This is a genomic window from uncultured Aquitalea sp., assembly GCF_945957525.1.
GTDB lineage: Bacteria > Pseudomonadota > Gammaproteobacteria > Burkholderiales > Chromobacteriaceae > Aquitalea.
Genome location: NZ_CAMFLA010000007.1, coordinates 26,270 through 50,571, shown reverse-complemented (window position 1 = coordinate 50,571; position 24,302 = coordinate 26,270). Strand labels below are relative to the sequence as shown.

At 63.4% G+C, this 24,302-nt stretch carries 26 protein-coding genes; 13 read left to right on the top strand and 13 right to left on the bottom strand.

Annotated elements, in window-relative coordinates; translation table 11 throughout:
* Positions 1 to 2: 2 nt before the first annotated feature.
* Complete coding sequence (ompR, locus tag Q0P52_RS08270; RefSeq protein WP_293813697.1) at positions 3 to 728, bottom strand: two-component system response regulator OmpR; 726 nt, start codon at positions 726 to 728, stop codon at positions 3 to 5.
* A 207-nt stretch (positions 729 to 935) separates the two neighbouring features.
* On the opposite strand from ompR, the gene Q0P52_RS08265 reads away from it, so the two are divergent.
* Positions 936 to 1,148: a hypothetical protein gene (locus tag Q0P52_RS08265; protein ID WP_293760502.1), complete on the top strand. Its 213-nt coding sequence runs from the start codon at positions 936 to 938 to the stop codon at positions 1,146 to 1,148.
* 66 nt (positions 1,149 to 1,214) lie between these two features.
* Positions 1,215 to 1,586 carry a hypothetical protein gene (locus Q0P52_RS08260; RefSeq protein ID WP_293760499.1) on the top strand — a complete coding sequence of 124 codons (372 nt, stop codon included), beginning with the start codon at positions 1,215 to 1,217 and terminating at the stop codon, positions 1,584 to 1,586.
* A gap of 84 nt (positions 1,587 to 1,670) precedes the next feature.
* Here the strand turns inward: Q0P52_RS08260 and Q0P52_RS08255 are convergent, their stop codons facing one another.
* Positions 1,671 to 2,645 carry a quinone oxidoreductase gene (locus Q0P52_RS08255; protein ID WP_293760497.1) on the bottom strand — a complete coding sequence of 325 codons (975 nt, stop codon included), beginning with the start codon at positions 2,643 to 2,645 and terminating at the stop codon, positions 1,671 to 1,673.
* Between the two features lie 222 nt (positions 2,646 to 2,867).
* On the opposite strand from Q0P52_RS08255, the gene Q0P52_RS08250 reads away from it, so the two are divergent.
* Positions 2,868 to 3,407 carry a heme NO-binding domain-containing protein gene (locus Q0P52_RS08250; protein WP_293760494.1) on the top strand — a complete coding sequence of 180 codons (540 nt, stop codon included), beginning with the start codon at positions 2,868 to 2,870 and terminating at the stop codon, positions 3,405 to 3,407.
* Positions 3,404 to 4,801 carry an ATP-binding protein gene (locus tag Q0P52_RS08245; RefSeq protein WP_293760492.1) on the top strand — a complete coding sequence of 466 codons (1,398 nt, stop codon included), beginning with the start codon at positions 3,404 to 3,406 and terminating at the stop codon, positions 4,799 to 4,801. The genes Q0P52_RS08250 and Q0P52_RS08245 overlap by 4 nt, the downstream gene beginning before the upstream one ends.
* Here Q0P52_RS08245 and Q0P52_RS08240 read toward each other — a convergent pair.
* Positions 4,776 to 5,342 (bottom strand): YqiA/YcfP family alpha/beta fold hydrolase, encoded by a 567-nt coding sequence (locus tag Q0P52_RS08240; protein ID WP_293760489.1) that lies wholly within the window; start codon positions 5,340 to 5,342, stop codon positions 4,776 to 4,778. The genes Q0P52_RS08245 and Q0P52_RS08240 overlap by 26 nt on opposite strands.
* A gap of 225 nt (positions 5,343 to 5,567) precedes the next feature.
* Positions 5,568 to 6,332, bottom strand: coding sequence for a transporter substrate-binding domain-containing protein (locus Q0P52_RS08235; RefSeq protein ID WP_293760486.1), 765 nt, complete (start codon positions 6,330 to 6,332; stop codon positions 5,568 to 5,570).
* 119 nt (positions 6,333 to 6,451) lie between these two features.
* Here Q0P52_RS08235 and metH point away from each other — a divergent pair, with 119 nt between their 5' ends.
* Positions 6,452 to 10,165 carry a methionine synthase gene (gene metH, locus Q0P52_RS08230; RefSeq protein WP_293760483.1) on the top strand — a complete coding sequence of 1,238 codons (3,714 nt, stop codon included), beginning with the start codon at positions 6,452 to 6,454 and terminating at the stop codon, positions 10,163 to 10,165.
* A 58-nt stretch (positions 10,166 to 10,223) separates the two neighbouring features.
* Here metH and Q0P52_RS08225 read toward each other — a convergent pair whose 3' ends face one another.
* Positions 10,224 to 11,288, bottom strand: coding sequence for a GGDEF domain-containing protein (locus Q0P52_RS08225; protein ID WP_293760480.1), 1,065 nt, complete (start codon positions 11,286 to 11,288; stop codon positions 10,224 to 10,226).
* A 259-nt stretch (positions 11,289 to 11,547) separates the two neighbouring features.
* On the opposite strand from Q0P52_RS08225, the gene Q0P52_RS08220 reads away from it, so the two are divergent.
* A complete protein-coding gene (locus tag Q0P52_RS08220) occupies positions 11,548 to 11,763 on the top strand; it encodes a DUF465 domain-containing protein (RefSeq protein WP_293760477.1) in 216 nt (71 codons plus the stop codon).
* A gap of 76 nt (positions 11,764 to 11,839) precedes the next feature.
* Here Q0P52_RS08220 and Q0P52_RS08215 read toward each other — a convergent pair whose 3' ends face one another.
* The 3 genes from Q0P52_RS08215 to Q0P52_RS08205 form a co-directional block, all read right to left on the bottom strand.
* A complete protein-coding gene (locus tag Q0P52_RS08215) occupies positions 11,840 to 13,699 on the bottom strand; it encodes an ABC transporter ATP-binding protein (protein ID WP_293760474.1) in 1,860 nt (619 codons plus the stop codon).
* A 270-nt stretch (positions 13,700 to 13,969) separates the two neighbouring features.
* On the bottom strand, positions 13,970 to 14,164 hold the full coding sequence (locus tag Q0P52_RS08210) for a Lar family restriction alleviation protein (RefSeq protein WP_293760471.1): 195 nt from the start codon (positions 14,162 to 14,164) through the stop codon (positions 13,970 to 13,972).
* Between the two features lie 181 nt (positions 14,165 to 14,345).
* The gene (locus tag Q0P52_RS08205; RefSeq protein ID WP_293760469.1) at positions 14,346 to 15,362 is read right to left on the bottom strand and encodes a class I SAM-dependent methyltransferase; all 1,017 of its coding nucleotides are present in this window, start codon (positions 15,360 to 15,362) and stop codon (positions 14,346 to 14,348) included.
* A gap of 101 nt (positions 15,363 to 15,463) precedes the next feature.
* On the opposite strand from Q0P52_RS08205, the gene Q0P52_RS08200 reads away from it, so the two are divergent.
* The 3 genes from Q0P52_RS08200 to Q0P52_RS08190 all read left to right on the top strand — a co-directional run bounded on the left by Q0P52_RS08200 (position 15,464) and on the right by Q0P52_RS08190 (position 18,919).
* On the top strand, positions 15,464 to 16,414 hold the full coding sequence (locus Q0P52_RS08200; protein WP_293760466.1) for an HD domain-containing phosphohydrolase: 951 nt from the start codon (positions 15,464 to 15,466) through the stop codon (positions 16,412 to 16,414).
* A 76-nt stretch (positions 16,415 to 16,490) separates the two neighbouring features.
* Complete coding sequence (locus Q0P52_RS08195) at positions 16,491 to 17,732, top strand: MFS transporter (RefSeq protein ID WP_293760464.1); 1,242 nt, start codon at positions 16,491 to 16,493, stop codon at positions 17,730 to 17,732.
* Between the two features lie 248 nt (positions 17,733 to 17,980).
* A complete protein-coding gene (locus Q0P52_RS08190; RefSeq protein WP_293760462.1) occupies positions 17,981 to 18,919 on the top strand; it encodes an alpha/beta hydrolase in 939 nt (312 codons plus the stop codon).
* Here the strand turns inward: Q0P52_RS08190 and Q0P52_RS08185 are convergent, their stop codons facing one another.
* From Q0P52_RS08185 to Q0P52_RS08175, 3 genes are read right to left on the bottom strand one after another with little or no spacing between them, the layout of a single operon-like run.
* Positions 18,920 to 19,426, bottom strand: a complete 507-nt coding sequence (locus Q0P52_RS08185; RefSeq protein WP_293760460.1) for a YgjP-like metallopeptidase domain-containing protein — start codon at positions 19,424 to 19,426, stop codon at positions 18,920 to 18,922.
* A gap of 12 nt (positions 19,427 to 19,438) precedes the next feature.
* Entirely contained in the window at positions 19,439 to 19,987 is a 549-nt protein-coding gene (locus Q0P52_RS08180) for a GNAT family N-acetyltransferase (RefSeq protein ID WP_293760458.1), read from the bottom strand.
* 58 nt (positions 19,988 to 20,045) lie between these two features.
* Positions 20,046 to 20,489: an Lrp/AsnC family transcriptional regulator gene (locus Q0P52_RS08175; RefSeq protein ID WP_293760456.1), complete on the bottom strand. Its 444-nt coding sequence runs from the start codon at positions 20,487 to 20,489 to the stop codon at positions 20,046 to 20,048.
* A gap of 277 nt (positions 20,490 to 20,766) precedes the next feature.
* Between Q0P52_RS08175 and Q0P52_RS08170 the strand changes: the two genes are divergently transcribed.
* The 4 genes from Q0P52_RS08170 to Q0P52_RS08155 all read left to right on the top strand — a co-directional run bounded on the left by Q0P52_RS08170 (position 20,767) and on the right by Q0P52_RS08155 (position 22,876).
* A complete protein-coding gene (locus Q0P52_RS08170; protein WP_293760454.1) occupies positions 20,767 to 21,396 on the top strand; it encodes a LysE family translocator in 630 nt (209 codons plus the stop codon).
* Positions 21,397 to 21,493: 97 nt separating this feature from the next.
* Positions 21,494 to 21,925 carry a carboxymuconolactone decarboxylase family protein gene (locus Q0P52_RS08165; RefSeq protein WP_293760452.1) on the top strand — a complete coding sequence of 144 codons (432 nt, stop codon included), beginning with the start codon at positions 21,494 to 21,496 and terminating at the stop codon, positions 21,923 to 21,925.
* A gap of 12 nt (positions 21,926 to 21,937) precedes the next feature.
* A complete protein-coding gene (locus tag Q0P52_RS08160; protein ID WP_293760450.1) occupies positions 21,938 to 22,243 on the top strand; it encodes an antibiotic biosynthesis monooxygenase in 306 nt (101 codons plus the stop codon).
* 3 nt (positions 22,244 to 22,246) lie between these two features.
* Entirely contained in the window at positions 22,247 to 22,876 is a 630-nt protein-coding gene (locus Q0P52_RS08155) for an FMN-binding negative transcriptional regulator (protein WP_293760437.1), read from the top strand.
* A 97-nt stretch (positions 22,877 to 22,973) separates the two neighbouring features.
* On the opposite strand, the gene Q0P52_RS08150 is transcribed toward Q0P52_RS08155, so the two are convergent.
* Positions 22,974 to 23,516 (bottom strand): YaeQ family protein, encoded by a 543-nt coding sequence (locus Q0P52_RS08150; RefSeq protein WP_293760434.1) that lies wholly within the window; start codon positions 23,514 to 23,516, stop codon positions 22,974 to 22,976.
* 48 nt (positions 23,517 to 23,564) lie between these two features.
* A complete protein-coding gene (locus Q0P52_RS08145; protein ID WP_293760432.1) occupies positions 23,565 to 24,269 on the bottom strand; it encodes an MliC family protein in 705 nt (234 codons plus the stop codon).
* Between the last annotated feature and the right edge of the window lie 33 nt (positions 24,270 to 24,302).

Here is a 24,302-nt window from a genome sequence, read left to right as displayed (position 1 = left end):
GCTTACTCCCGCACCGTGCCGTCCGGCACGAAGACATAACCATAGCCCCACACCGTCTGGATGAAGCGCAGGCTGCTGTCGCTGCTCTCCAGCGTTTTGCGCAAACGCGAGATGTGCACATCGATGCTGCGGTCCAGCGATTCGCCATTACCCTTGCCCAGCGCCATTTCCATGAGCTGCTCGCGGGTGAGCGGGCGGCGCGGGTGCGTGGCCAGGACCGACAGCACGGCGAATTCGGCGGTGGTCAGCGGCAGGGTCTGGCCGCTGCGCTGCAGTTCACGACGGCCGAGGCTGAGCACAAAGTCGCCAAATTCCACCATATCGTCCGCTTCATGCTTGGCCGCCACTGCCGGTGTGGCGTGATGGCGCCGCAATACGGACTGGATGCGGGCGGTAAGCTCGCGCGGATTGAAGGGTTTGGGCAGATAGTCGTCCGCGCCCATTTCCAGGCCGAGGATGCGGTCCACATCTTCGCCGCGCGCAGTCAGCATGATCACGGGTATCATCTCGCCCTGAGCGCGCAAACGGCGCACCACGGCCAGCCCATCGTCGCCCGGCATCATGACGTCCAGCACCATCAGGTCGGGACGGTTGCGCGCCAGTTTTCGGTCCAGATCGCGGGCGTCCGGCAGGGTTTCCACCGTGTAGCCTTGCGTTGTGAGGTAGCGGGTGAGCAGGTCGCGCAGTTTGGCGTCGTCGTCCACCACCAGAATCTTGTTGTTTTCCATAGGAATAGCGGCTCCCAGGCTGGGTTGCGTCATCTTGAATGACGGCAGCTTACCCTGTCGGGGCGGGCTGGGCGAAGAGGGCGTCGTGAATTTCTGTTAACACTTCGCCAGGGTTTACAGTCATTAACATTTGGTAACATTGGCAACACGGATCAGCAATGCCTTGTTTTTAGACTCACAGAAAATCAACCCCAGATGGAGAGAGTCATGAACAAGACCTTGATTATGCTGGCATTCGCCGGCGTCTTGCCTGTGTTGTCCGCTGCTGCGCACGCTGAGCGCGGCGGTAATGGCGCCGATATCCGCGAGGCCCGCCAGATGGCGGCGCAAGCGGCGGTCAGCACCAGCCCGGATGTGGCGCAAAGTGCACCGGCCGCCGCGGCGCCGGAGTCCATGCGTCGTCCGATCAGCGAAAAGTAATATGTCAGTCAGACTGACGGGCCGCGTTGCCTGTCGTTCCGTGTTTTTCGGAGAAGAGTGATCGCCATGAAGTACCGTTGTCTGGAAATCGTCATGCTTGCCGTACTGGCCGGGCTGAGCTTGCCCGCCGCTGCGGGGCCGCGCGTGCCGGACAACGGGGAGCCGCCGGGCGGCGGACAGGAATGGAAGCAGGAGCGTCACGCACCGCGGATGCAGGGCGATGCCGCCTCGCAAGAATCCGCGCGGCGCATGCGCAACCTGCGGTTGAAAGAGGCCGCCCCCAATGGCGACCAGGGGCATGGCGGATCACAGGAGTGGCAAGGCGCGCCGGTAGACGGCAAGCCCGGCCGGCTGGGTCCCAAGCCTGAAAAAGGCCAGCGCCACTTTTGGCGCGACAAGCGACAGAAAGGCGTGGACCCGTTCGCGCCGGAAAACTGAGCCGCCGCAGCGAAAAACACAAGGCCCGAGCGTAATGCCCGGGCCTTTTTGTTGCCGTGCGCTCTGCGTGTATTTCCCGGCGGTTCAAGGTCGCAGGATGATTGACCCGATTGTGCGGCGAGCCTCCAGATCGGCATGCGCGCTCGCTGCTTCGGCCAGCGCATAGCTGGCGGAGGGGCTTACCTTCACCGCGCCGGCGGCGATGCGTTCGAACAGGGCGGCGGCGGAGGCTTCCAGCTCGGCGCGGGTGCCGATGTAGTCAGCCAGTTTGGGGCGGGTGAAGAACAGCGAGCCGCGCTGCGTCAGTTGCAACGCTTCAAAAGCCGGCACCGCCCCGGACGCGTTGCCGAAGCTGACAAACATGCCGCGCGGCGCGAGGCTGTCCAGCGACATCTGGAAAGTGTTTTTGCCCACCGAGTCGTACACCACCGGCACGCCTTTGCCTCCGGTCAGTTCGCGTACGCGGGCCGGCACATCCTCGCGGCTGTAATTGATGACGTGGGCGCAGCCCAGTCGCCGGGCGACCTCCACCTTTTCATCCGAACCCACCGTGCCGATGACCTCCACGCCAAGCGAACTCAGCCATTGCGCGGCGATCTGGCCCACGCCGCCGGCAGCCGCGTGCCACAAGACCGTCTGGCCGGGTTTGACCGGGTAGGTGCGGCGGGTGAGGTATTCGACAGTCATGCCTTGCAGCATGATGCAGGCGGCGGTGTCGTCGCTGATGGCGTCCGGCAGTTTCACCAGGGGCTGGGCCGGCATGACGCGCGCGCTGCTGTATGCGCCCAGCGGGCCGCCGGCATAGGCCACGCGATCGCCCACGGCGACATGCGTCACGCCTTCGCCTACCGCCTCCACCACGCCCGCAGCTTCGCTGCCCAGCCCGGACGGCAGGCTCAATGGATAGAGGCCGGTGCGATGGTAGATGTCGATGAAGTTGACGCCGATGGCGCTGTGTCTGACGCGCGCCTGCCCAGGACCGGGTTCGCCGACGGCGAGGTCTTCGAGTTGCAGCACGTCCGGTCCGCCCGTGGCGTGAAATCGGATTTGTTTGTCCATCCTGGCTGGCCTCCATTTTCCCTGTGAGTTGTCAGTCTGTATGCGAGCGCGAGCGACTTCAAGCGGCAATGCTGAACAGACTGTTCAGTATCTGTTTATGACGAAGCAATGTCGACCTTGGCGTTTGTGATGAATATTTCTAGAGTGAAATCAAACAGATCGGATCGCTCCCATCCGGGGCGCAACGGTAGGCGCAAGCAGGTTCGCACTGCGGGAGGTGGCATGAAAGGCGTGGTCTTTACCGAATTCCTCGACATGGTGGAAAGCCGTTTTTCGGCCAACATGGTGGATGACATCATTGATGACGCCGATCTGGCCTCCGGCGGCGCTTATACCTCGGTAGGCACCTATCCGTTCCAGGAGATGGCGGCCTTGGTGGGGGCCTTGTCGCGCGCCTCCGGGCAGCCGGCCGGCGCGCTGATCCATGCATTCGGCTACTACCTGTTTGGCCGTTTTGCGCAGGTGTATCCGGATAGCCTTGTGGGCAAGGACAACACGTTCAGTTTGTTGTGCTGTATCGAAAACTCCATCCATGTGGAAGTGCTGAAACTGTACCCGGAGGCGGAGCTGCCGCGTTTCGCGGTGGAATCCATGGATGATACGACGTTGGTGCTGCGCTATGACTCGCCGCGCTGCCTGGGCGAGCTGGCCAAGGGCCTGATCCAGGGGGCGCTGGATCACTACCACGAGTGCGGCGTCATTCGCGAAGAGGCGCTCAAGGCAGATGGCAGCAGCATGCGTTTCACCGTGGAGCTGACATGAGCGGGCAGGACGAGGAAGCCGGGCTTGCCGAGCAGCTGGATCGCTTCAAACGCCGCTACGAGCGCGAAAAGAAGGCGCGGCGAGAGGCGGAGGGCTTGCTGGAGCAGCGCAGCCGCGAGCTGCATGCGGCCAATTTCGAGCTATCCACCGTGGCGGCCCAGTTGGAGAAGATTGTCGAGTGGCGGATGTCGCAGCTGTCGGAAGCCCTGCTGCGCGCGGAAACCGCCGCCAAATCCAAATCCGAATTCCTGGCCGTGATGAGCCATGAAATCCGCACTCCGCTCAACGGAGTGCTGGGGATGGCGGAGCTGTTGTCTCATACCGATCTCACCAAGGAACAGCATGATCAGGTAGCCACCCTGAAAGAGTGCGGCACGTCGTTGCTGGCGCTGATCAACGACATTCTGGACCTCTCCAAGATCGATGCCGGCAAAATGACGCTGGAAAACGAGCCGTTCAATCTGTACGCCCTGGTGGACAGCGTGGTGAACCTGTTCGTGCCCAAGGCAGGCGAGGTGGGGTTGAAGCTGGTGTGGCGCCGCCCTTCAGGCAGCGCCTGGGTGATGGGCGATGCCACCCGCGTACGGCAGATCACCAGCAATCTGCTGTCCAACGCCATCAAGTTCACGCCGCAAGGCGGCGTTACGGTGGAAGTCGGTGCGGAAGAAGATCAGGTGCTGATGGATCGCATGCTGCTGAGGGTGTCCATCACGGATACCGGTATCGGTTTGACCGAAGAGCAGCAGGGCAAGATCTTCAGCGCTTTTGAACAGGCGGATTCTTCCACTACTCGGCGGTATGGCGGCACCGGTTTGGGGCTGGCCATCTGCAAAAGGTTGGCCGAAGCCATGGGCGGCGGCATTGCCGTTGAGAGTCGTCTGGGCGAGGGCAGCACCTTTGTCCTGTCCTGGGAGGCGCAAAGGGCGCAAGAGGCTGCCAGCGTGAGCGCTGAAGCGGCACCCTCGCCGGGGCCGTCGCCGGCAACGGCTGTCAGCACGGAGCCCTTGTCGATATTGGTGGCGGAGGACAACTCCGTGAACCAGAAGCTGATTCTCAAATTGCTGGAAAAACTGGGCCATCGCGAGGTGAAGCTGGCCGGCAACGGGCGGGAAGCGTTGGAGCGCGCCCGGCAAGGCGATATCGAACTGATACTGATGGACATGCAGATGCCGGAAATGGACGGCCTGGATGCCACCCGTGCCATTCGCTTGCTGGATTTGCCGCGGCAGCCGCACATCGTGGCCTTGACCGCCAACGCCTTTACCGAGGATCGCGAGCGGTGCGAAGCCGCCGGCATGGACGATTTCCTGTCCAAGCCGGTGAACCTGGAGCGTTTGTCGGCCGCGCTGGAGCGCGGCCGTCAGGGCATCAGGCTGCCGTCGCCCACGCCATGAGGCCGGGCAGGCATTCCGGCCAGCGGGCAAGGCGGTGATCGTCGCCGTTGAATACCGTCTGGTGGTTGTTGCGGTAGTGGCGGGCGGCGGCTTTCCAGTCCAGCACCTCGTCGCGGGTGCCCAGGTACAGCCAGTAGCGCCGTGCTGACGGGTGGCTGACGCGCAAGGCCATCAGTGCGGCCATGTCCGCTTCGCTCAGTGTGTAGGCTTCGCCGGTATAGGGGTTGACTTGCGGGCCAAGAAAACGCGACAGATCGGCATGCGGCGTGACCGCCGGGTTGATCAGCGCGGCGCGCAGACCCAGTTTCTCCGCCAGATGAGTTGCGTAAAACCCGCCCAGCGAGCTGCCGATCAACAGTGTGTCCTTCGGCAAACCTTGCAGCAGGGTTTCCGCCTGATGCGCTGCTTCTGCCGGATGCGGCGACAGTTGAGGGCAATGGAACTCGCAGTCGGGATGATGGCGGCGCAGATAGTCCGCCGTTTCATGCGCTTTCAGCGACTTGGGGCCGGAATTGAAGCCGTGCAGATAGACAATGTGCATGATGGAAAAAAGGGCAAAACCGCAGTTTGCCCTTTTTTGTCTTGACGTGAAACTGTTGGCTTTGCGTACTGGTGGTTCCACGTGAAACCGGCGGTTGCCAGTCGGCGGGTCCCTGCGCGGCTAAGCAGAATCAGTTTCGCGGCTGAAGCAAGGCGCGCCGAGGCAGGCCGTACGCGAGGTACGTTCCGGCGGCGCAACGCAGCATCCGGGGTTGGTCAGCCGCGCTTACTCCGCCTGCCAGGCATAGCTCTTCAATACCGCATTGATCTTGCCGGAGCGCTTCAGCGCCTCTATGCCCTGATTCAGTCGCTCCACGCTTACCGTGGAGTGCGGGGAGACCGCGCACATGGTGGGCATGTAGCTGATGGTAACCGGGTGCTGTTTCAGTAGCTTGGCTTCCTGCGGGTTGGACTTGGCCCACCAGGCCACTTCCAGCTCTGAGGAGATGGCGACATCGGTCAGATGTTTTTGCAGCGACTTGACCAGAAAATCAAGTCGCGACTCATCCACCCGGGCGGTGCGGCCGGCGGCCCACAAATGCTCCAGCCCCGGATAGCTGTAACCGCGGATGGTGCCGATGCGACGGCCTGCCATATCGTCCACTTGACGGATGTCCGCCACGTCCTTGAGGGAGATGACACGCTCGATCTGCGGATAGAACTCCCGCGTCCAGCCCAAGCGGGACGCGTTGGCGTACCACTCCGGATTGGCGTTGCAGATGATGTCCACCTTGCCGGTTTCCAGCGCGTTTTCGATGCGCTTGCGGGCAATGACGGTGTACGCCGGCTTCATGCCCAGTTCCGCGGCCAGCGGGTCCAGCAGGTTTTTGGTCAGGCTGGGCTGCAGCAACTGATTGTCCGGCGAGAGGATGACGATGGGCGGCGCATCCGAATCGGAAACGCCTATCCGCAACGCGCCTGCGGCGCTTGCGCCTATCGTCATGCCCATCCCCGACAGCAGGATGACGACGGCTTTATAGGGGCGAACCATAAGCTTGTTCTCTCTTCTTCTTACGTTATGTGTCTGGCGGTGCCACGCCCAATGGTAATATGGCCGACTGCGCATGGCATATGCCATTCTCCGTTTTAGACGAAACCAGCTCGCCTATCATGCACAAGAACACCGCCCACCCTGTATACCAGCAGCTTTCCCGTCGCATCCTGATTCTGGATGGCGGCATGGGAACCATGATCCAGCGCCATCAGTTGCAGGAGGCCGACTATCGGGGCGAGCGCTTTGCCGATTGGTCTTGTGACCTGAAAGGCAACAACGACTTGCTGGCGCTGACGCGCCCGGACGTGATCGGCGGCATTCATCAGGCCTATCTGGACGCTGGCGCCGACATCATCGAGACCAACACTTTCAACGCCACGTCCATTGCCATGGCCGACTACCGCATGGAGTCGCTGGTGTGGGAAATCAACCACGCGGCGGCGAAGCTGGTGAAGGATCTGTGCCGCAAGGCCACCGAGGCCAACCCGGCCAAGCCGCGCTTCTGCGCCGGCGTGCTCGGCCCCACCAACCGCACCTGCAGCATCAGCCCGGACGTGAACGACCCGGGTTACCGCAACGTGACGTTTGCCGAGCTGGTGGAAAGCTATACCGAAGCCATTGACGGTCTGGTGGTCGGCGGCGCGGATTTCCTCCTGGTGGAAACCATTTTCGACACGCTGAACGCCAAGGCGGCGGTGTTCGCCATTCATCGTTATTTTGATGATCATCCCGAACTGGCGCCGCTGCCGGTCATGGTGTCCGGCACCATTACCGACCAGTCCGGCCGCACGCTGACCGGCCAGACCACCGAGGCCTTTTACAACAGCCTGTCGCACGCCGACGCCATGTCCTTCGGCCTCAATTGCGCGCTGGGTCCGGACTTGCTGCGTCCCTATGTGGAAGAAATGTCGCGCGTGTCCGCCACCTATGTGTCGGTGCACGCCAACGCGGGTTTGCCGAACGCCTTCGGCGGCTACGATCTCGAGCCCGCCGCCATGGGCGAGTATGTGCGCGAGTGGGCCGAATCCGGCCTGATCAATATCGTGGGCGGCTGTTGCGGCACCACGCCGGAACACATCGCCGCCATCGCGCTGGCGGTCAACGGCATTGCGCCGCGTCCGCTGCCGCAGATCGAAGCCAAGTGCCGCCTGTCCGGCCTCGAGCCCTTCAACATTGGCGATCATGATCTCTTCGTCAACGTGGGCGAACGCACCAACGTCACCGGCAGCCGCGCCTTCGCCAAGCTGATTCTCAACGGCGATTACGGCACGGCGCTGGATGTGGCGCGGCAGCAGGTGGAAAACGGCGCGCAGGTGATCGACATCAACATGGACGAGGGCATGCTGGACGCCAAGGCGGCCATGGTGCGCTTCCTCAACCTGATTGCGTCCGAGCCGGACATCGCCCGCGTGCCCATCATGATCGACTCTTCCAAGTGGGACGTGATCGAGGCCGGGCTGCAATGCATCCAGGGCAAGGGCATTGTCAATTCCATTTCCATGAAGGAAGGCGTCGACAAGTTCAAGGAGCAGGCCCGCCTGCTGCGTCGCTACGGCGCGGCGGTAATCGTGATGGCCTTTGACGAGCAGGGCCAGGCCGACACGTATGCCCGCAAGGTGGAAATCTGCGAGAAGAGCTATCGTCTGCTGGTGGATGAAGTGGGCTTTCCGCCGGAAGACATCATCTTCGACCCCAATATTTTCGCCGTGGCCACCGGCATTGAAGAACACGCCCGCTACGGCCTGGACTTCATCGAAGCCACCGGCTGGATTCGCGACAATCTGCCGCACGCCAAGATTTCCGGCGGTGTGTCCAACGTTTCCTTCTCCTTCCGCGGCAACAACAAGGTGCGCGAAGCCATTCACGCGGTGTTCCTCTACCACGCCATCAAGCGCGGCATGACCATGGGCATCGTCAACGCCGGCGCGCTGGAAGTGTACGACGAGGTGAATCCGGTGCTGCGCGAACGCATCGAGGACGTGGTGCTGATGCGCGCGCCGAAAGAGGGCGGCGACGCCACCGAACACCTGATTGCGCTGGCCGAACGCTTCAAGGGCGACGCCGTGGGCGAGAAGAAGGCCGAAGACCTAGCCTGGCGCGCGCTGCCGGTGGAAAAGCGGCTGGAGCACGCGCTGGTGAAAGGCATCACCACCTATATCGTCGAAGACACGGAAGAAGTGAGGCAGAAGAGCGCCCGCCCCATCCATGTCATCGAAGGCCCGCTGATGGACGGCATGAACGTGGTGGGCGACCTCTTCGGCGAGGGCAAGATGTTCCTGCCGCAGGTGGTGAAATCCGCCCGCGTGATGAAGGCCGCCGTGGCGCATCTGGAACCCTTCATCGAAGAAGAAAAGATTGCGCTGGGCCTGGCTGACGCGCCGGCCAAGGGCGTCATCATCATGGCCACGGTGAAGGGCGATGTGCACGACATCGGCAAGAACATCGTCGGCGTGGTGCTTCGCTGCAACAACTACAAGGTGATCGATCTGGGCGTGATGGTGCCGTGTCAGACCATCCTCGACGCCGCGCGCGAACACAAGGCCGACATCATCGGCCTGTCCGGCCTGATTACCCCCAGCCTGGAAGAAATGAGCCATGTGGCCAAGGAAATGCAGCGCCAGGGTTTTGACATCCCGCTGCTGATCGGCGGCGCCACCACCTCCAAGGTGCATACGGCGGTGAAGATCGCCCCGCACTACCAGCACCCGGTGGTGTACGTGCCGGACGCCAGTCGCGCGGTGGGCGTGTGTTCCAACCTGTTGTCAGACACCCTTCGTGATGGCTTCGTGGCCGAGAACCAGGCCGAGCAAGACCGGGCTCGCGCCGGTCACGCCAACAAGGCCGGCCGCAAAACCATGAGCCTGGCCGCCGCCCGCGCCAACAAGACCGCCATCGACTGGACGCAATACACGCCGCCCGCACCGAAGTGGCTGGGCGTGCGCCGTTTCGAGCATTACCCGCTGGCGGAAATCGCCGCCTTCATAGACTGGACCCCCTTCTTCCAGAGCTGGGAACTGGCAGGCCGCTTCCCGCGCATTCTGGATGACGAGATCGTCGGCGAGTCCGCCCGCAGCCTTTACGCCGATGCGCAGGCCATGCTGGCGCAGATCATCGAAGAGCAATGGCTGAGCGCCAATGCGGTGATCGGTCTGTTCCCGGCCCACAGCATCAACGACGACGATATTGAAATCCGCACCGCCGACAACAGCGCCACCCTGATGACCTGGGTGGGTCTGCGCCAGCAATTGCCCAAGGCCGACGGCAAGCCGGATTGGGCCTTGGCGGACTTCATCGCGCCACAGGACAGCGGCGTGCAGGATTACATCGGTGCCTTCGCCGTCACCGCCGGCCTCGGCATCGAGCCGCACGTGGCCCGTTTCGAAGCCGCCAACGACGACTACTCCGCCATCCTGCTCAAGGCGCTGGCCGACAGGTTGGCCGAAGCCTTCGCCGAACTGATGCACAGCCGTGTGCGTCGCGAGTTCTGGGGCTATGCGGCCGGAGAGGCGCTGGACAACGAGGCGCTGATCGATGAGCAGTATTGCGGCATCCGTCCGGCGCCGGGCTACCCGGCCTGTCCGGATCACACGGTGAAGACCGATCTGTTCCAGTTGCTGGACGCGCCGGCCATCGGCATGACCCTGACCGAAGGCTACGCCATGCTGCCTACGGCGGCGGTGTCCGGCTTCTATCTGAGCCACCCGGAGGCGCGTTATTTCGGCGTGGGCAAGATCGAGAAGGATCAGGTGGAAAGCTATGCTCAGCGTCGCGGCGTCAGCGTGGCGCAGGCCGAGCGGGATCTGGCGCCCAATCTGGGTTACGACGCCTGATCCAGGTTGCCGAAGACCGAAAAGGGCCGCATTGCGCGGCCCTTTTTTCATGCCGGCCTCAGTTGGCGCGGCGGTGGGCGCGAACCTCTTGCGGCGAGTGGCGCAGGGCCAGCACCATGCGGTTCTTGCCGGAGCGCTTGGCTTCGTACAGCGCGGCGTCGGCCCGTTTGAGCGAGGCGGCTAGGCCGGTGCGGCTGTCCAGCCAGGCTGCGCCGATGCTGATGCCCAGCGACTGGCTGCCCACTTTGCAGGCGTTTACCTGGCGGATGATGTCCTTGGCGGCTGCCGCCACCCGCAGCGGATCGCTTTCGGCGATAAACAGGCCGAACTCCTCGCCGCCCAGCCGTCCGCATAGCGCGGCGGCGGGATGGCCGTTGAGAACGGCGGCCACTTCCTGCAGCGCCAGATCACCGCTTTCGTGGCCGAATTGATCATTGATTTGCTTGAAATCGTCTACATCCAGCATCAGGAAGTGGCCTGGGGCGCGCAGATACTGCGCCTGCAGTTTTTCCAGCAGGCTGCGCCGGTTGTCGATGCCGGTCAGTGGGTCCTGATACGCCAGCTCTTGCAGCTCGGCGCGCAGGCGGTAGCCGTTGAGCCGCAAGCGGCGGAACAGCAATTGCAGGATCAGCCCCGACAACATGGCGGCGGCAATCAAGAGCAGAATCCAGTTGGGCCCGCCGTGGATGCGGGTGCGGGTGAGAACGTCGTGATCCAGGATGCCCCATACCATTGCCGACCCGCAGAGAAACGGCAGGGTGTTGTTGAACACCGGCGCCATGGTGAGCGTGATGCAGACGGCAATGGGCAAGAGCAGTGCGACAAGATCGGTGGTCGCCAGGCTGCACAGACGGAAAGCCGTGGCCAGCGCGGTGATGTTGAGCAGGATGCCCAGCGTCATCTGCCAGAGCTGACGTGCGCATTGCGACAACAGCGTTCCCAGCAGCATCCAGCCCGTCAGGGCGGCGGCCCATGCCAGCGGAAAGTGGAAGCCGGTGGGGCTGATCACCAGCGAAGCCAGCCAGCAAGCTACGCCAAACAACTGCGTCCAGACCGAGATGGGGCGCAATTCCAGCAAGGATTGCTGCTGGAAGTCGGCGTCGCCGGCGTCAAACAAAGTCATTGCTCATCTCCTTGTCCGGCTTGAGGGTGTTGCGTGATGCGACAGAGAGTAGAGCGGGCAAGTCATTGTGAAAGCTTGCCATAAGAAAGTTACGGTTTATTCTGAAAGAATATGATGATTTAAGATCAAAGCGCCGATTCTTGCAACCGCTACGTGCGGCTCGTATCTGAGCCAGATCAACAACCCTGGTTGATGGCGGCGCTACGATGAAATCGTAGCCGGATGGCATGAGCCGGCCCCACCCACCAAGGAGAACCCGATGTTTCCCGAATTCCGCGACCTGATCAGCAAGCTGAAAACCGAAGACGACCACTTCAGCCGCATTTTCAACAAGCACAACGAGTTGGACCAGAAGATCAAGAACATCGAGTCTTCGATCGAACTGGCTACCCAGCAAGAAGTGGAAGTGCTGAAGAAAGAAAAACTGAAGCTGAAAGACGAGCTGTACACCATTCTGAAAAAAGCCGCCGCCTGAGCGGACGGCAAGCAAAAAAACCCGCCTTCCGGCGGGTTTTTCATTGTGGCGATACCTTGCGCGACGCTTGACGGCGTTACCCCGCCAGCGCGGGTTCCGCCTCATCGCCGGCGTCCTCTCCCAGGAAGCCTCCGCTCTGGTGCGCCCACAGCCGGGCATACAGCCCCCCCTTGGCCAGCAGGCTGGCGTGATCGCCTTCCTCCACGATGCGGCCCTGGTCCAGCACGATCAGCCGGTCCATGGCGGCAATGGTGGACAGACGGTGGGCGATGGCTACCACGGTCTTGCCTTCCATCAACCGGTATAGGCTGCTCTGGATGGCGGCCTCCGCTTCAGAGTCCAGCGCGCTGGTGGCTTCATCCAGCAACAGAATGGGCGCGTCTTTCAGCATGACCCGGGCAATGGCCACGCGCTGGCGCTGGCCGCCGGACAGCTTCACGCCGCGCTCGCCCACATGGGCGTCAAAACCCTTGCGGCCCTTGGGGTCGGTCAGCGACTGGATGAAGTCGTAAGCCTCGGCGCGACGCGCGGCGTGGATCATGTCTTCGTCGCTCGCATCGGGCCGGCCGTACAGCAGGTTGTCCCGCACCGAGCGATGCAGCAGGGAGGTATCCTGCGTCACCATGCCTATCTGGGCGCGCAGGCTGTCCTGCGTGACGCCGGCAATGTCCTGTCCATCCACCAGAATACGGCCGCCGTCCAGATCATAAAAACGCAGCAGCAGATTGACGATGGTGGACTTGCCCGCGCCGCTTCGGCCAACCAGACCGATTTTCTCGCCAGGGCGGATTGTCAGGCTGAGGTCGTCGATGACCGTGCGCTCGCCGCCATAGGTGAAGCGCACCTTGTCGAAGCGCACTTCGCCGCGCGTTACCCGCAGCGCGCCGGCATCCGGCGCATCGGTCACGGCCACCGGCCGCGACAGGGTAGTGATACCGTCCTGTACTGTGCCGATGTTTTCAAACAGGCTGGACATTTCCCACATGATCCAGTGCGACACGCCGTTGAGGCGCAACGCCATCGCCGTGGCGGCTGCCACCGCGCCCACGCCCACCTCGCCGCGCGTCCACAGCCACAGCGTGGCGCCGGCGGTGCTGGCGATCAGCAGCATGCTCAGGATGTGGTTGGCGATTTCAAAACCGCTGACCAGACGCATCTGCCCGTGCACGGTGCGCATGAACTCTTCCATCGCGCCGCGGGCGAAGCGGGCTTCGCGCTGGCCATGGGAAAACAGCTTCACCGTGGCGATATTGGTGTAGGCGTCGGTGATGCGGCCGGTCATCAGCGAACGCGCGTCGGCCTGACGGCTGGACGCCTTGCCCAGGCGCGGTACGAAGAACTTCAGCGTCAGCATGTACAGCAACACCCAGCCGAGGAAGGGCAACAGCAGCCAGCGGTCGAAGCTGCCCACCACGGCGGCCATGGTGACGAAGTAGATCACGACGAACACCAGGATGTCGGTCATGATCATCACCGTGTCGCGCACCGCCAGCGAGCTTTGCATCACCTTGGCGGCCACGCGGCCGGCGAATTCGTCCTGATAGAAGCTCATGCTCTGGCCCAGCAGATGGCGGTGGAAATTCCAGCGCAGCCGCATGGGGAAGTTGCCGAACAGGCTCTGGTACTTGAACAGCGCCTGCAGCGCGATCAACAAGGGGCTGGCCAGCAGGATGCCGCCCAGCAACAGCAGGTGTTCGCGTTCCTGCGTCCACAGCTTGTCCGGCGCGGTGCGGCTCAGCCAGTCCACGATGGAGCCCAGCATGGAAAACAGCATGGCTTCGAACGCGCCGATGCAGGCGGTCAGCAGGGTCATGCCCAGGATGAAGGGGCGCATGCCGCGCGTGGCGGACCAGATGAAGGGGAAGAAGCCCTTGGGGGGCTGCTCGGGCGGGGAGTCCGGGTAGACCTCCACCCGTTTTTCAAACCAGGAAAACATAAAGATCGTCCTTTGCCGGGCTTGTGACCCGTCGAGGTTGTATGGGGTGATGACGATAGCCCGAAACCGGTGGGCTTAGCAATTGCGGAATGTCACGTAGGAATGCCGGCGAGAAGGTTGGCCGAAGGCGGGCTCCGGCCTTGCCAGCGTGGGCAGCGCAGGGATTCGGGCTGTTGCGCCAGGGTGAAGCGCTATGAAAGCCGGTATTCAAAATGCTCATGCGCGCTCGTCGTATGCTCGTGCCCGGACAGTCGTTCGCGGGCGTGCTCTTCAGCGTTTATTGTTCCAGTTGTGGATGGCTTCTTTTTTATTGTCGGCCTGTGCGCCGATGGCGCTGCAATTGCCATTGTCCGGGTAGCGGCTGCACTGCACCCACAAGCGGCGGGAGCCGGCCTTGATCAGCAGGGCGGGCGAGCCGCATTTGGGGCAAGGCTTGAGGGCGGGGGCTGATGGGGTTTCGCTCATGTCGGGCTTCCTGCAAGGCGGTGTCTGGATGATAGACCAGATCGTGAAAGACAAAAGCGCCCCGGGAGCCTGTTGCCATGATGCCGCGCCAATGCGCGCTATCTGGAGGTCAGGCATCCCGGGGCGGCCGGGTCTGCGCCTGTTGATGATCCGCGAGGGGCGGGACAGGCGCTGGACTGGGTCAGACGTCCAGTTCGACGATTTTCAGCGGATGCTTGCCGTCGGGGGTGGGGAAGTCCTCGTCCGGGGTGATCCAGCGCACGGCGCGAATCGGGCGGCCGGCTTTTTCCGCACAGCGTTGCAGCGACTCCAGCCAGGCCTCGGCGTCCACCTGCGCCACATTGTTGCAGCAGATCAGCGTGCCGCCCGGCGCGGTGGTGAGCAAAGCGGGCTTGAACAGCGCCTGGTAGTCGTTGATGAGATCCACCACGCCGAAGGGGCTCTTGGCGTAACGCGGCGGATCAAGGAATACCAGGTCGAACTGGCGCGCTTCCAGCGTGGGGAAGGGCGGCATTTTGCGGCCGCGCACCATCTTGGGCTGGCCAATGCCGGACAGCTGGCGCAGCGCGGCGAACACATCGCTCTGCACGCAGCGCGGGCGGGTGGCCAGCTCGTTGAGCTTGGCGTTGGCGCGGCCCACCGACAGGCTGGACTCGGCAAAGTCGATGTTCTGCACGAACTGCGCGCCGCCCTTGGCGGCGGCAAGGCCGATGCCGCAGGTGTAGGCAAACAGGTTCAGCACGCTCTTGCCGGCGGCCAGCTCCTTCACGCGGCGGCGGCCGGCGCGCAGGTCGAGGAACAGCCACGGGTCCTGGCCGCGATGGCGGGCGCGGATGTGGTAGCGGATGCCCAGCTCGCGGGCGATGTGATCCTGCTCCGCTTCGGCCTGTTCGGCCAGCGACAGGGCGTTGCCGACGCGGGAGTTGCTTTCGCTGCGGTCGTTGTACACCACGCTGGCTTCGGGCAGGTGGCGACGGCAGAAAGCGGTGACGACGGCCAGCTCGTCGGCGGACAGGGCGGCATGGAAGCTTTGCACCAGCATCAGCGGGCCGTAGCGGTCCACGGTGAGGCCGGGCAGGCCTTCCACGCTGCCGTGGAACAGACGGTAGGAATCGGTTTCCTCGGCGGCGAGGCGTTCAAACAGGCCGGCGCGGCGTTGCGCGGCCGCCTCGAGCAGGGCGTCTAGGGTAGTGGACATGAAGGTCTTTCTTTCAACAATGCCCTGAATTGTAAGCTTTTCCAGCCTGCGGCACAAAAACGCCGCCGTTGCGTAAGCGCGGAGCGCGCCGGACGACTAAATTGGAAAACATCACTCCATGTCGGATCGAGAGCGCGACGACGCTCTTCGGCCAACCTTATGTCAGCGAGGGCAGCGTGCAAGCGCAAATCGATTTACTGAAAAGTCTGTATGCCATGGCCATGATGGTGGAGGCGCGCGATGCTTACACCGGCGGTCATTTGTGGCGGGTGTCGCGGTTTGCCGGCCTGTTGGCCGAAGACCTCGGTCTGCCGGTTGCCGAGGTGCGCAAAATCATGCTGGGCGGCTTTCTGCATGATCTGGGCAAGGTAGGCGTGCCAGACGCCATCCTCAACAAGCGCGACCGGTTGAGCGATGAGGAATACGCCATCATCAAGACCCACCCGCGGGTAGGGGCGGACTTGCTGGCCGAGCATCCGCTGGCGGCGCTGGCCATGGAAGCGGTGCTGATGCACCACGAAACCCCAGATGGGCGCGGTTATCCGGCCGGCTTGCGCGGCGAGGACATCCCGCAGACCGCGCGCATTGTCGGTCTGGCCGACGCCTACGACGCCATGACCAGCAGCCGGCCCTACCGCGCCGGCATGCCCGAGGCGCGGGCGCTGGACATCATCGGCGAGCATCTGGGCAGCCAGTTCGATGCGGCGCTGGGCGAGCGCTTTATCGCCTTGGGCCGGGCCGGCCGGCTGAGCCATATCGTCGGCCACAGCGAGCCGGGCATTCCGGTGCAGCGCTGCCCGTCCTGCGGCCCCACCATGGCGGTGTCCCGCCGCAAGCGCGACGGCGATTTGCTCTACTGCCCGTCGTGCAGCGGGGAATTCCGCCTACACCGCCAGCCTGGTGGGCTGGCGGTGACGCCCACCGGGCGGCAGGATGCCGCCGAAGCCGCGCGGCCGCTGGTGGATCACGACCTCATCGCTGATCTGACGGCGGAGGCGGGCCTTCTGTTGGCTGAGGGGACGCCGCGCTGGTGGCGGCAGGTGTTCGCCTGAAAAGGTAAAGCTGCTGGTCAAGGCGGAGGCGGGACGGTAGTCTGCGGAATCAATTCTCATCAAAACGATTTTCCGCATGTCTTCCGATTCATCCTCCGCCGCCTCATTGCGGCATTGTGCGCCGTTCTGGCGCTTCTGGCTGGCGCGCGTCCTGCTCACCAGCGGATTTCAAGTCATTACCGTCGCCATCGGCTGGCAGGTGTACGCGCTCAGCGGCAGTGCCTACGACCTGGGCCTGGTCGGACTGCTGCAGTTCTTCCCTCGCGTGCTGTTGGTGTTGCTGACCGGGGCGGTATCGGACCGTTTTGACCGCCGCCGGGTGGTGGGCGTCAGTCTGGCAATGCAGGCCGCCGCCGCCGCCATCCTGCTGGCCGGCAATCTGGGCGGGCTGTTCGCCATCAGTCGCGAGCTGATCTTTGCGTTGTCGCTGCTCATCGGCACCTGTCGTTCCTTCGACATGCCGGCCATGCAGTCGCTGTTGCCCAGCATCGTGCCGCAGCGCTTGCTGGGGCAGGCCATCGCGCTGGCGGCTTCGGCCAACGAGGCTGCCACCATTGTCGCGCCGGCGCTGGGCGGCCTGTTGTTTGCGCTGGGTGCGCCGTTCACCTACGGCCTGTCGGCGTTCAGCTTCGCGCTCTGCCTGTTGATGGTGTCGTCGCTGCCGGCCAGCCGGCGCGAGGGCAAGCCGGCGCGGGTGTCCGTGGAATCCTTGCTGGCCGGGGTGCGTTTCATCCGCAGCCGGCCAGACATTTTCGGCGCCATCTCGCTGGATCTGTTTGCCGTCTTGCTGGGCGGCGCCACGGCGCTGTTGCCGGTGTACGCGCACGACATCCTGAAAACCGGGCCCTGGGGGCTGGGCCTGCTGCGCTCCGCCCCGGCAGTGGGCGCCCTGCTGATGTCGGCCTGGTTGCTGCGGCACCCGGTGCATCGTCGTTCCGGCCGGGTGATGTTTTTCGCGGTGGCGGTGTTTGGTCTTGCCACCATCGTCTTTGGTCTGTCCACTTCCTTCCCCTTGTCCTTGCTGGCGCTGATGGTGCTGGGGTCTGCGGACGTGATCAGTGTGGTGATCCGCGGCACGCTGGTGCAACTGGAAACGCCGGACGAGATGCGTGGTCGGGTAAACGCGGTCAATTCCCTGTTTATCGGCGCATCCAACCAGTTGGGCGAGTTCGAGTCCGGCATGACGGCGGGCCTGATGGGGACCGTGCCGGCCGTAGTGGCGGGCGGGGTAGGCACTTTGTTGGTGGTGGTGTTGTGGATGAAGTGGTTTCCGCAACTGGCGGCGCGTGACCGGCTGGTCAGTGAGGAACCGCGCTGACTGGTCAAATGAAATGATGATGGTATATTGTGCCGCATCATTTTTTGCCAGGAACGACTGAGACGCTGTTCAAAGTCCGCTGAGCTGTGGCGTTGCGGTGTCGGAAACGGTTTCAAAACGCAGGATGTGTTGCTGTTCGTGCCGTTTATTCGCCGTTTTCTTCCGCCATCGCTTTGGCATGCAGGACGAAGGGCAGTGTGCGCGAATACGCGCCCGTCGGTGGTTCCGTCATCGCGGAGAGTTTGCTCATGAACACGGCGCAGGACGTCAGCCCGCAGTTGGGGCCTTGGCTGGAACAGTTCAACGGTCTCTTGGCCCGCTTGCAAGCGGCAGGGTACAAGGCTACCGCCATCGGCGCGCGCGAAGCCCTGGCCGGGCTGACCGCGCAGTTTGTGCCGCCCGGTCCTGCCGTGGCCTGGGTCAATGATGAACTGATAGACGGCGACGACTATGCCGTGCCGGTACGCATCTATCATCCGCAGCCCGAGGCGGCGCTGCCCGTGTTGCTGTATCTGCATGGCGGCGGTCACACCGCCGGCAGCGTCAGCGTGTACGACCCGATCTGCCGCAGGTTGGCCGAAGCCTGCCGTCATGTGGTGGTGTCGGTGGAATACCGTCTGGCGCCGGAAAATCCCTACCCGGCCGGTGTGCTGGACGCGTGTGCGGCGGCGCGGGGCGTGTTCGCGGCGCTGGAACGGCGCGGCCTGGCTTTTGAACGCCGCTTGTCCATTGGCGGCGACTCCGCCGGCGCGGCGCTGTCCGCCTCGGTATGCGGCTTGCTGCAGGAGGAAATCGCCTTGCACCGCCAAGTGCTGATTTATCCCAGCGTGGACTACACCATGAGCTTTCCGTCGATGGAGGCCAACGGCAGCGGCTATTTTCTCAATACCAGCCGCATCGCCTGGTATTTCGACAATTACTTCCAGCACGGCGAGGATCGCGCCGCCGCTTCTCCGCTGAACATGCCGGTGAGCGCGGCCATGCCGGCCACCTTGCTGGTGTCGGCCGGCTTCGATCCGTTGCGGGACGAGGCTTTCGCCTATGAGCGCAAGCTGCGCGAGGCCGGCGCGGCGTGCGAGCACCTGCATCTGCCGGACATGATCCACGCTTTTCTCAATATGGAAAGCATGGTGCCGGACGCCTGCCGGCAGACTTACCGCCGCATCGGCGACTTCCTCAAGGCCTGATCAGGCGTCGGCGGGCGCGCCCAGCTCCCGCCAGGTCAACCACACCCGAAGGTCGAATTCCAGCTGGTGGTAGTCCGGCTCCATGTGACAACACAGCTGGTAAAACGCCTTGTCATGATCGCGCACGCGCAGATGGGCCAGCTCGTGCGCCGTAATCATGCGCAAAAACGCCTCCGGCGCGTCCCGAAACAAGCTGGCGATGCGGATTTCATGCTTGGTTTTCAACTTGCCGCCCTGCACGCGGGCCACGCGGGTATTGGTGCCCAGCGTACCCTGCACCGGGTGCTGGCGGCTGTCGTACAGCACCTTGTCCGGCGCGGGGGCGTTTTTGAGATAGCGCTGACGCAGCGTGGAGACGTAATCGTACAGCTGGCGGTCGGTCTGGATATCGTGCCGCTCCGGGTAACGGGCGGCCAAGATGCGGCCCAGGCTGCCGTCATCGAGACGGGCTTGCACCTGGGCCTGCAGATGAGCGGGGTAATGCGCGAGATAGGCTAGCGTGGGCATTCCGCCAGTGTATCAGGCGGCGGCCATGTCCTGCGCCCGTTCCGCCACGGCTTCCGGGCTCCAGCGGTAGCACAGCGCCACCGCCTTGCTGTCAGCTGCCGTCACCACTTTTTCCCGGTCCACCATCTGTCCGCCCATGCGGCTGTAAAAGCGGCGGGCTTCGTGATTGTCCTCATACACCCACAAATGCATGGCCTTGCCAGGGAAGTGCTGGTGAACGTAAGCGGCGGCGGCCAGCAGCAGGCGTTTGCCGATGCCGCGGCCTTGCTGGCCTTGCATTACGTGCAGGTTGTCCAGCAGGATGCCGCGCTCCGGCTCGCCATCGGGCAGCACGCAGACGAATCCCACCGGTTCGCCCTCCCACAGCGCCAGCGTCACCCACAAGTGGTTGTCGTAGTGAAACCGGCGTTTCCACAGTGTTTCGCGTTCGACGGGCGCGACATTGTTGAGATAGTGGGCCGGGAGGATGTCGCGGTAGGCCACTTGCCAGCTGCGGGTGTGCAGCTGGGCAATCAGGTTGGCATCGTCAAAAGTGGCTTCGCGCAGTTGCAGTTGGTTCATGGCGGTATTCATGGCGGCGACAGGCTTCAGTGTAAGACAATTTTAATGACGTGGGCATTTAGCGTGGCGCGCGCAGCGGGCGTTGGCTGATGGGGGTGGACAGGATGATGGAGGTCCTGGTTTCCCCAAGATGATTCACGCGCGACACCAGTGCTTCCAGATGGGCGACATCGCGAGCCTGCACCCGGAACAAATAGGAATCCGCGCCGGTGACATGGTGGCATTCCACCACTTCGGGCATGGATTCCAGCAGCGACAACAGTTTGCTCTTGTAAGGTTGCGCCACGGTGATGCCCACCATGGCCGACAGGGTATAGCCGGCTTTCTGCGGCGACAGGCGCGCATGGTAGCCCTGGATGACGCCGGCTTCTTCCAGCCGTTTCAGACGTTCCGACACCGACGGTACCGACAGCTCCACTGCGCGCGCCAGCTCGGTCAGCGACAGGCGGGCGTCGTCCTGCAGGCATTCCAGAATCTTCCAGGACTTGCCGTCGATTTCCATGGGTCTTCCTTGTTTAAGGGTTATTTGCATTTTGTGCTGAAAATTTCAGGAAGGTTCCGCTTTTTTCCTGAAATTACAAATATGGCGTCTAGCCATGCCCCGTCATACTGAGAGCCGCTGACAACACCTCGGGCAGGGCCGGAGCCAAGGCGCGCCGCCGCAGGCAGTACACGGAGTACGACAAGAAGGCGCAAGGCAGGGTGGGGTTTTGTCAGCGGATCTGAATCCTGCTGGCGACAAGGCCGACGAAGCGGGACAACACCAAGGGCGAGAGCGCATGAACATCTTGATCTTATTCGCACAGGCCTGGCTGATAGGGCTGGCCATTGCCGCGCCGGTTGGCCCCATCGGCTTGCTGTGCATTGAGCGCACCCTGCACCGTGGGCCCTGGGTGGGCTTTGCCACCGGCCTTGGGGCGGCCACGGCAGACGCGCTGTACGCCGCCGTCGGCGCGGCGGGGCTGAGCGTGCTGATTGCCTGGCTGACGCGGCTGTCCACGCCTTTGGCGGTGGGCGGCAGCCTGTTTTTATTGTGGACCGGCGTGGGCATCTGGCGGCGTGTGCCGGCTGCGTCGCAGGCCGCGGCGAGCGCGCCGGACGCCAGACGGTTGGGCGAGGCCTGGCTGTCAGCCCTGGGCCTGACCTTGACCAATCCCATGACCATTCTGTCTTTCCTGGCGGTATTTGCCAGCCTGGCTGGCAATGGAAAACCAAGCCCGCTGGCGTCCTTGATCATGGTGGCCGGCATCTTTGCGGGTTCGGCCAGCTGGTGGTGCGTGCTGGCTTTTGCCGGTGGCCGCCTTTTGCGTCGGCTCGGCGCGGTTGGCCGGCGCTGGGTGGATCGTCTCTGTGGCGCCTTGCTCACTGTCATGGGGGTGGCCATGCTGTGGCGGACGCTGATGGCCTGATGGGCAGTTGGTTCCTCATTGTCGACTGAAAGTGGACCTGTTGCAGGAGCCGCTGTTGCGCAAGAATGATCGGGTCATCTTTAATCGGGAGCCCGCCATGTCGAGTTTGCGCCAACCTTATGTCGAGCTGTCCGCCGACGCCTTGAGCCACCTGCGCGCCATCAAGTCCGGCCTGCAGGAAAGCCCGCTGGGTCGTCCGCTGGTGGAGTTGGTGTATTTGCGGGTGTCGCAAATCAATGGCTGCGCCTTTTGTCTGGACATGCACGCCCGGGCGTTGCGCGCGCTGGGTGAAACGGCGGCGCGACTGGACACGCTGGCCGGCTGGCGTTTGAGCCCGCATTTTTCCGGGCGGGAGCGGGCTGCGCTGGCCTGGGCGGAGTCGGTGACGCTCATCGCGGACACGCAGGCCGGCGACGATGCTTATTTACCGCTGCTGGAACACTTCACGCCGCAGGAAGTGGCCGACCTCACCATGGCGGCGGCCAATATGAACGCGCTCAACCGCTTGGCCATCGCCATGCGGCAATAACGCGGGAGCCCCATGATGCACCTTGTGATTTTCATTGCCACTGCAGCGGTACAGGACGGCGAATACGCCGCGCTTGCCGCGAGCCTAAGAGAGCGGGCCCTGCAGGAATTCGGCTGCCTGGAGTTCATGTCCGTGTGCGAGGAGGGCAAGGAGGTGGCCTTGTCCTGGTGGCCGAGCCAAGAACATATCCGCCGCTGGAAGGCGGATGCGGATCATCAAATGGCTCAGCGCCTGGGTCGGGAGCGCTGGTATCGCGATTATCGCGTACTGGTTGCCGATGTACGGCGTGATTACCGTGCCGCATCCACCGAAAGCTGAACCATGCCCCTGTACATTCCCCCCGCTTTTGCGGGCGACGAGCAAGACGTCGCCGCCATCCTCGGCGACAACCCATTGGCCATGCTGGTGACGCCGGGTGAGGGCGAACCGTGGATCAGCCATGTGGTGGTGCAGCCCGACCCGGACAACGCGGCTTGCCTGCTGGGGCATCTGGCTTCGGCCAACCCTCATGCCCAAGCGATGCTGGTGAGTGACAGCACCTTGGTGCTGCAAGGGGCGCATGGCTATGTATCGCCGGCCTGGTATGTCTCCGGCCTGCCCTTGGTGCCCACCTGGAACTACCGCGTGGCGCATCTGACCGGTCGCGCGGAACAGGTGGCGGATGAGGCGCTGGACGCGTTGCTGGCGCAATTGGTGAGCCGGTTTGAAGGCAAGGAGGGTTGGCGCATGACTGCGGTGCCGGAAAAGGCGCTGGCCGCCATGCGACGCGGCATTGTCGGTTTCCGTTTCCGGCCACAACGGGTGGAGGTGAAGAACAAGCTGAGTCAGAACCGGCTGCCGGAAGACGTCGTCGGCGTGATGACGGCGCTGACGCAGGAGGGATCGCCCGAGTCGCTGCGCTTGGCGGCCGCCATGCGCGAGGCGCTGAAGCCTGGCCGAAGAGGCGGTTAGCCGGATACCTGGCCATGCAGCAACAAGGCCGCCCTGCGCTGGCGGCCTTGCGGAGTTTGCCTGACGACGGGCTGCGCCGCCGGTTGGGGCAGAGGGGTCAGTGGCCCTTGAGGGTTTCCACTTCCACCAGCACGTTGTGGCTGTCGTCGGCGAGCCACATCTGACCATCCTGAATGGTGGCGGTCAGTTGCATGCTGCGCTGGCACAGGCCAACCAGTTCGGCCAGCGTGTCGGGACTGACGCGGTACACGCTGAGTTTGTCCAAGCGCGACAGCTTGCTTTCCATGCCGGTCCACCAGACTTCGCTGGCGCGGCCGCCGTAGCTGTACAGCCGCACGGCCTCGGAGCGGCTGCAGGCCTTTTTCAGGCGCTTTTCATCCGGCTCGCCCAAATCCAGCCACAGCTCGATTTCGTCGCGGTAGTTTTTCTCCCACAGCTCCGGCTCATCGTCGGCGCTCAGGCCGCGAGTGAAGGCCAGCATGTCGCTGGCGTTGAGGGCGAACACGGCCAGACGCAGCATCATACGCTCGATGGTTTCGGAAGGATGCTGGGCCAGGGTCAGGTTGTGCGTAGCGTAGTAGCCGCGATCCATGTCGGAAATCGACAGCGCAGCCTTGTAAACAGTGGCGGTGAGAGCCATGGGGAAAAGTCCGGTCAGTAAGGGGAGGGCCGGCGCGCCGGCCCGGGGTCAGTGTTCGGGCTGGCTGATGCACAGCAGGTTGTCGCCCTTCCAGTTGAGCGCGGCTTCCTTGCCCTTGAGCGTGAATTCCACGTTCTGGCCGGCGTAGCGGGCGCCGCCGGCCACCAGTTCCTGCTGATGCAGGATGGCTTCATTCTTGCCGCGCACCAAGCGGGCCGTGGCGGGCTTGGTGCGGTAGAAGGTGGCGAGGATTTCGGTATTGCCGCCGCACAGGTAGCGCAGCGGGGTCAACGACGGGGCCAACTCCCAGGCGGCCTGCAACTCGGTGATGCGCTGGATATAGGTATCGCCCAGACACATGTGCGGGTTGTCGCTCTTCATGCAGTCTTTCAGATTGCGCGCCCACTTGCGTTGTTCTTGCAACAGTTTGGCGGAGGCTGTCGCGCCCTTGCTCTGGTGCGCCTTGTCCTGGGCCTGGGCGTAGACTTTCTTCAAGCGGTTGTCCAGCCGGGTGAGCCCTTCGTCCTGGCAAATCATGCTCTCCATCGGATTGGCGGGATTGGCGCAATCGAATTCTGTGGCGGGCACGGCGGGCAGGCTGGGCTCAGGCTGGGGCTGCGGATCCCACTGATGCCCGGTCTTGCCCTCGCGCTGCGGCCCGCCCAGAGCATGGGCGTTGTTCTGAGCCATGGCCCAGAGCGGCGTCAGCAGCAACAGCGTCGGCAACAGCCGACGAAAAACGGAGACGGACATAAGCGGTTCACAATGCCACGGATGGCCCAGATA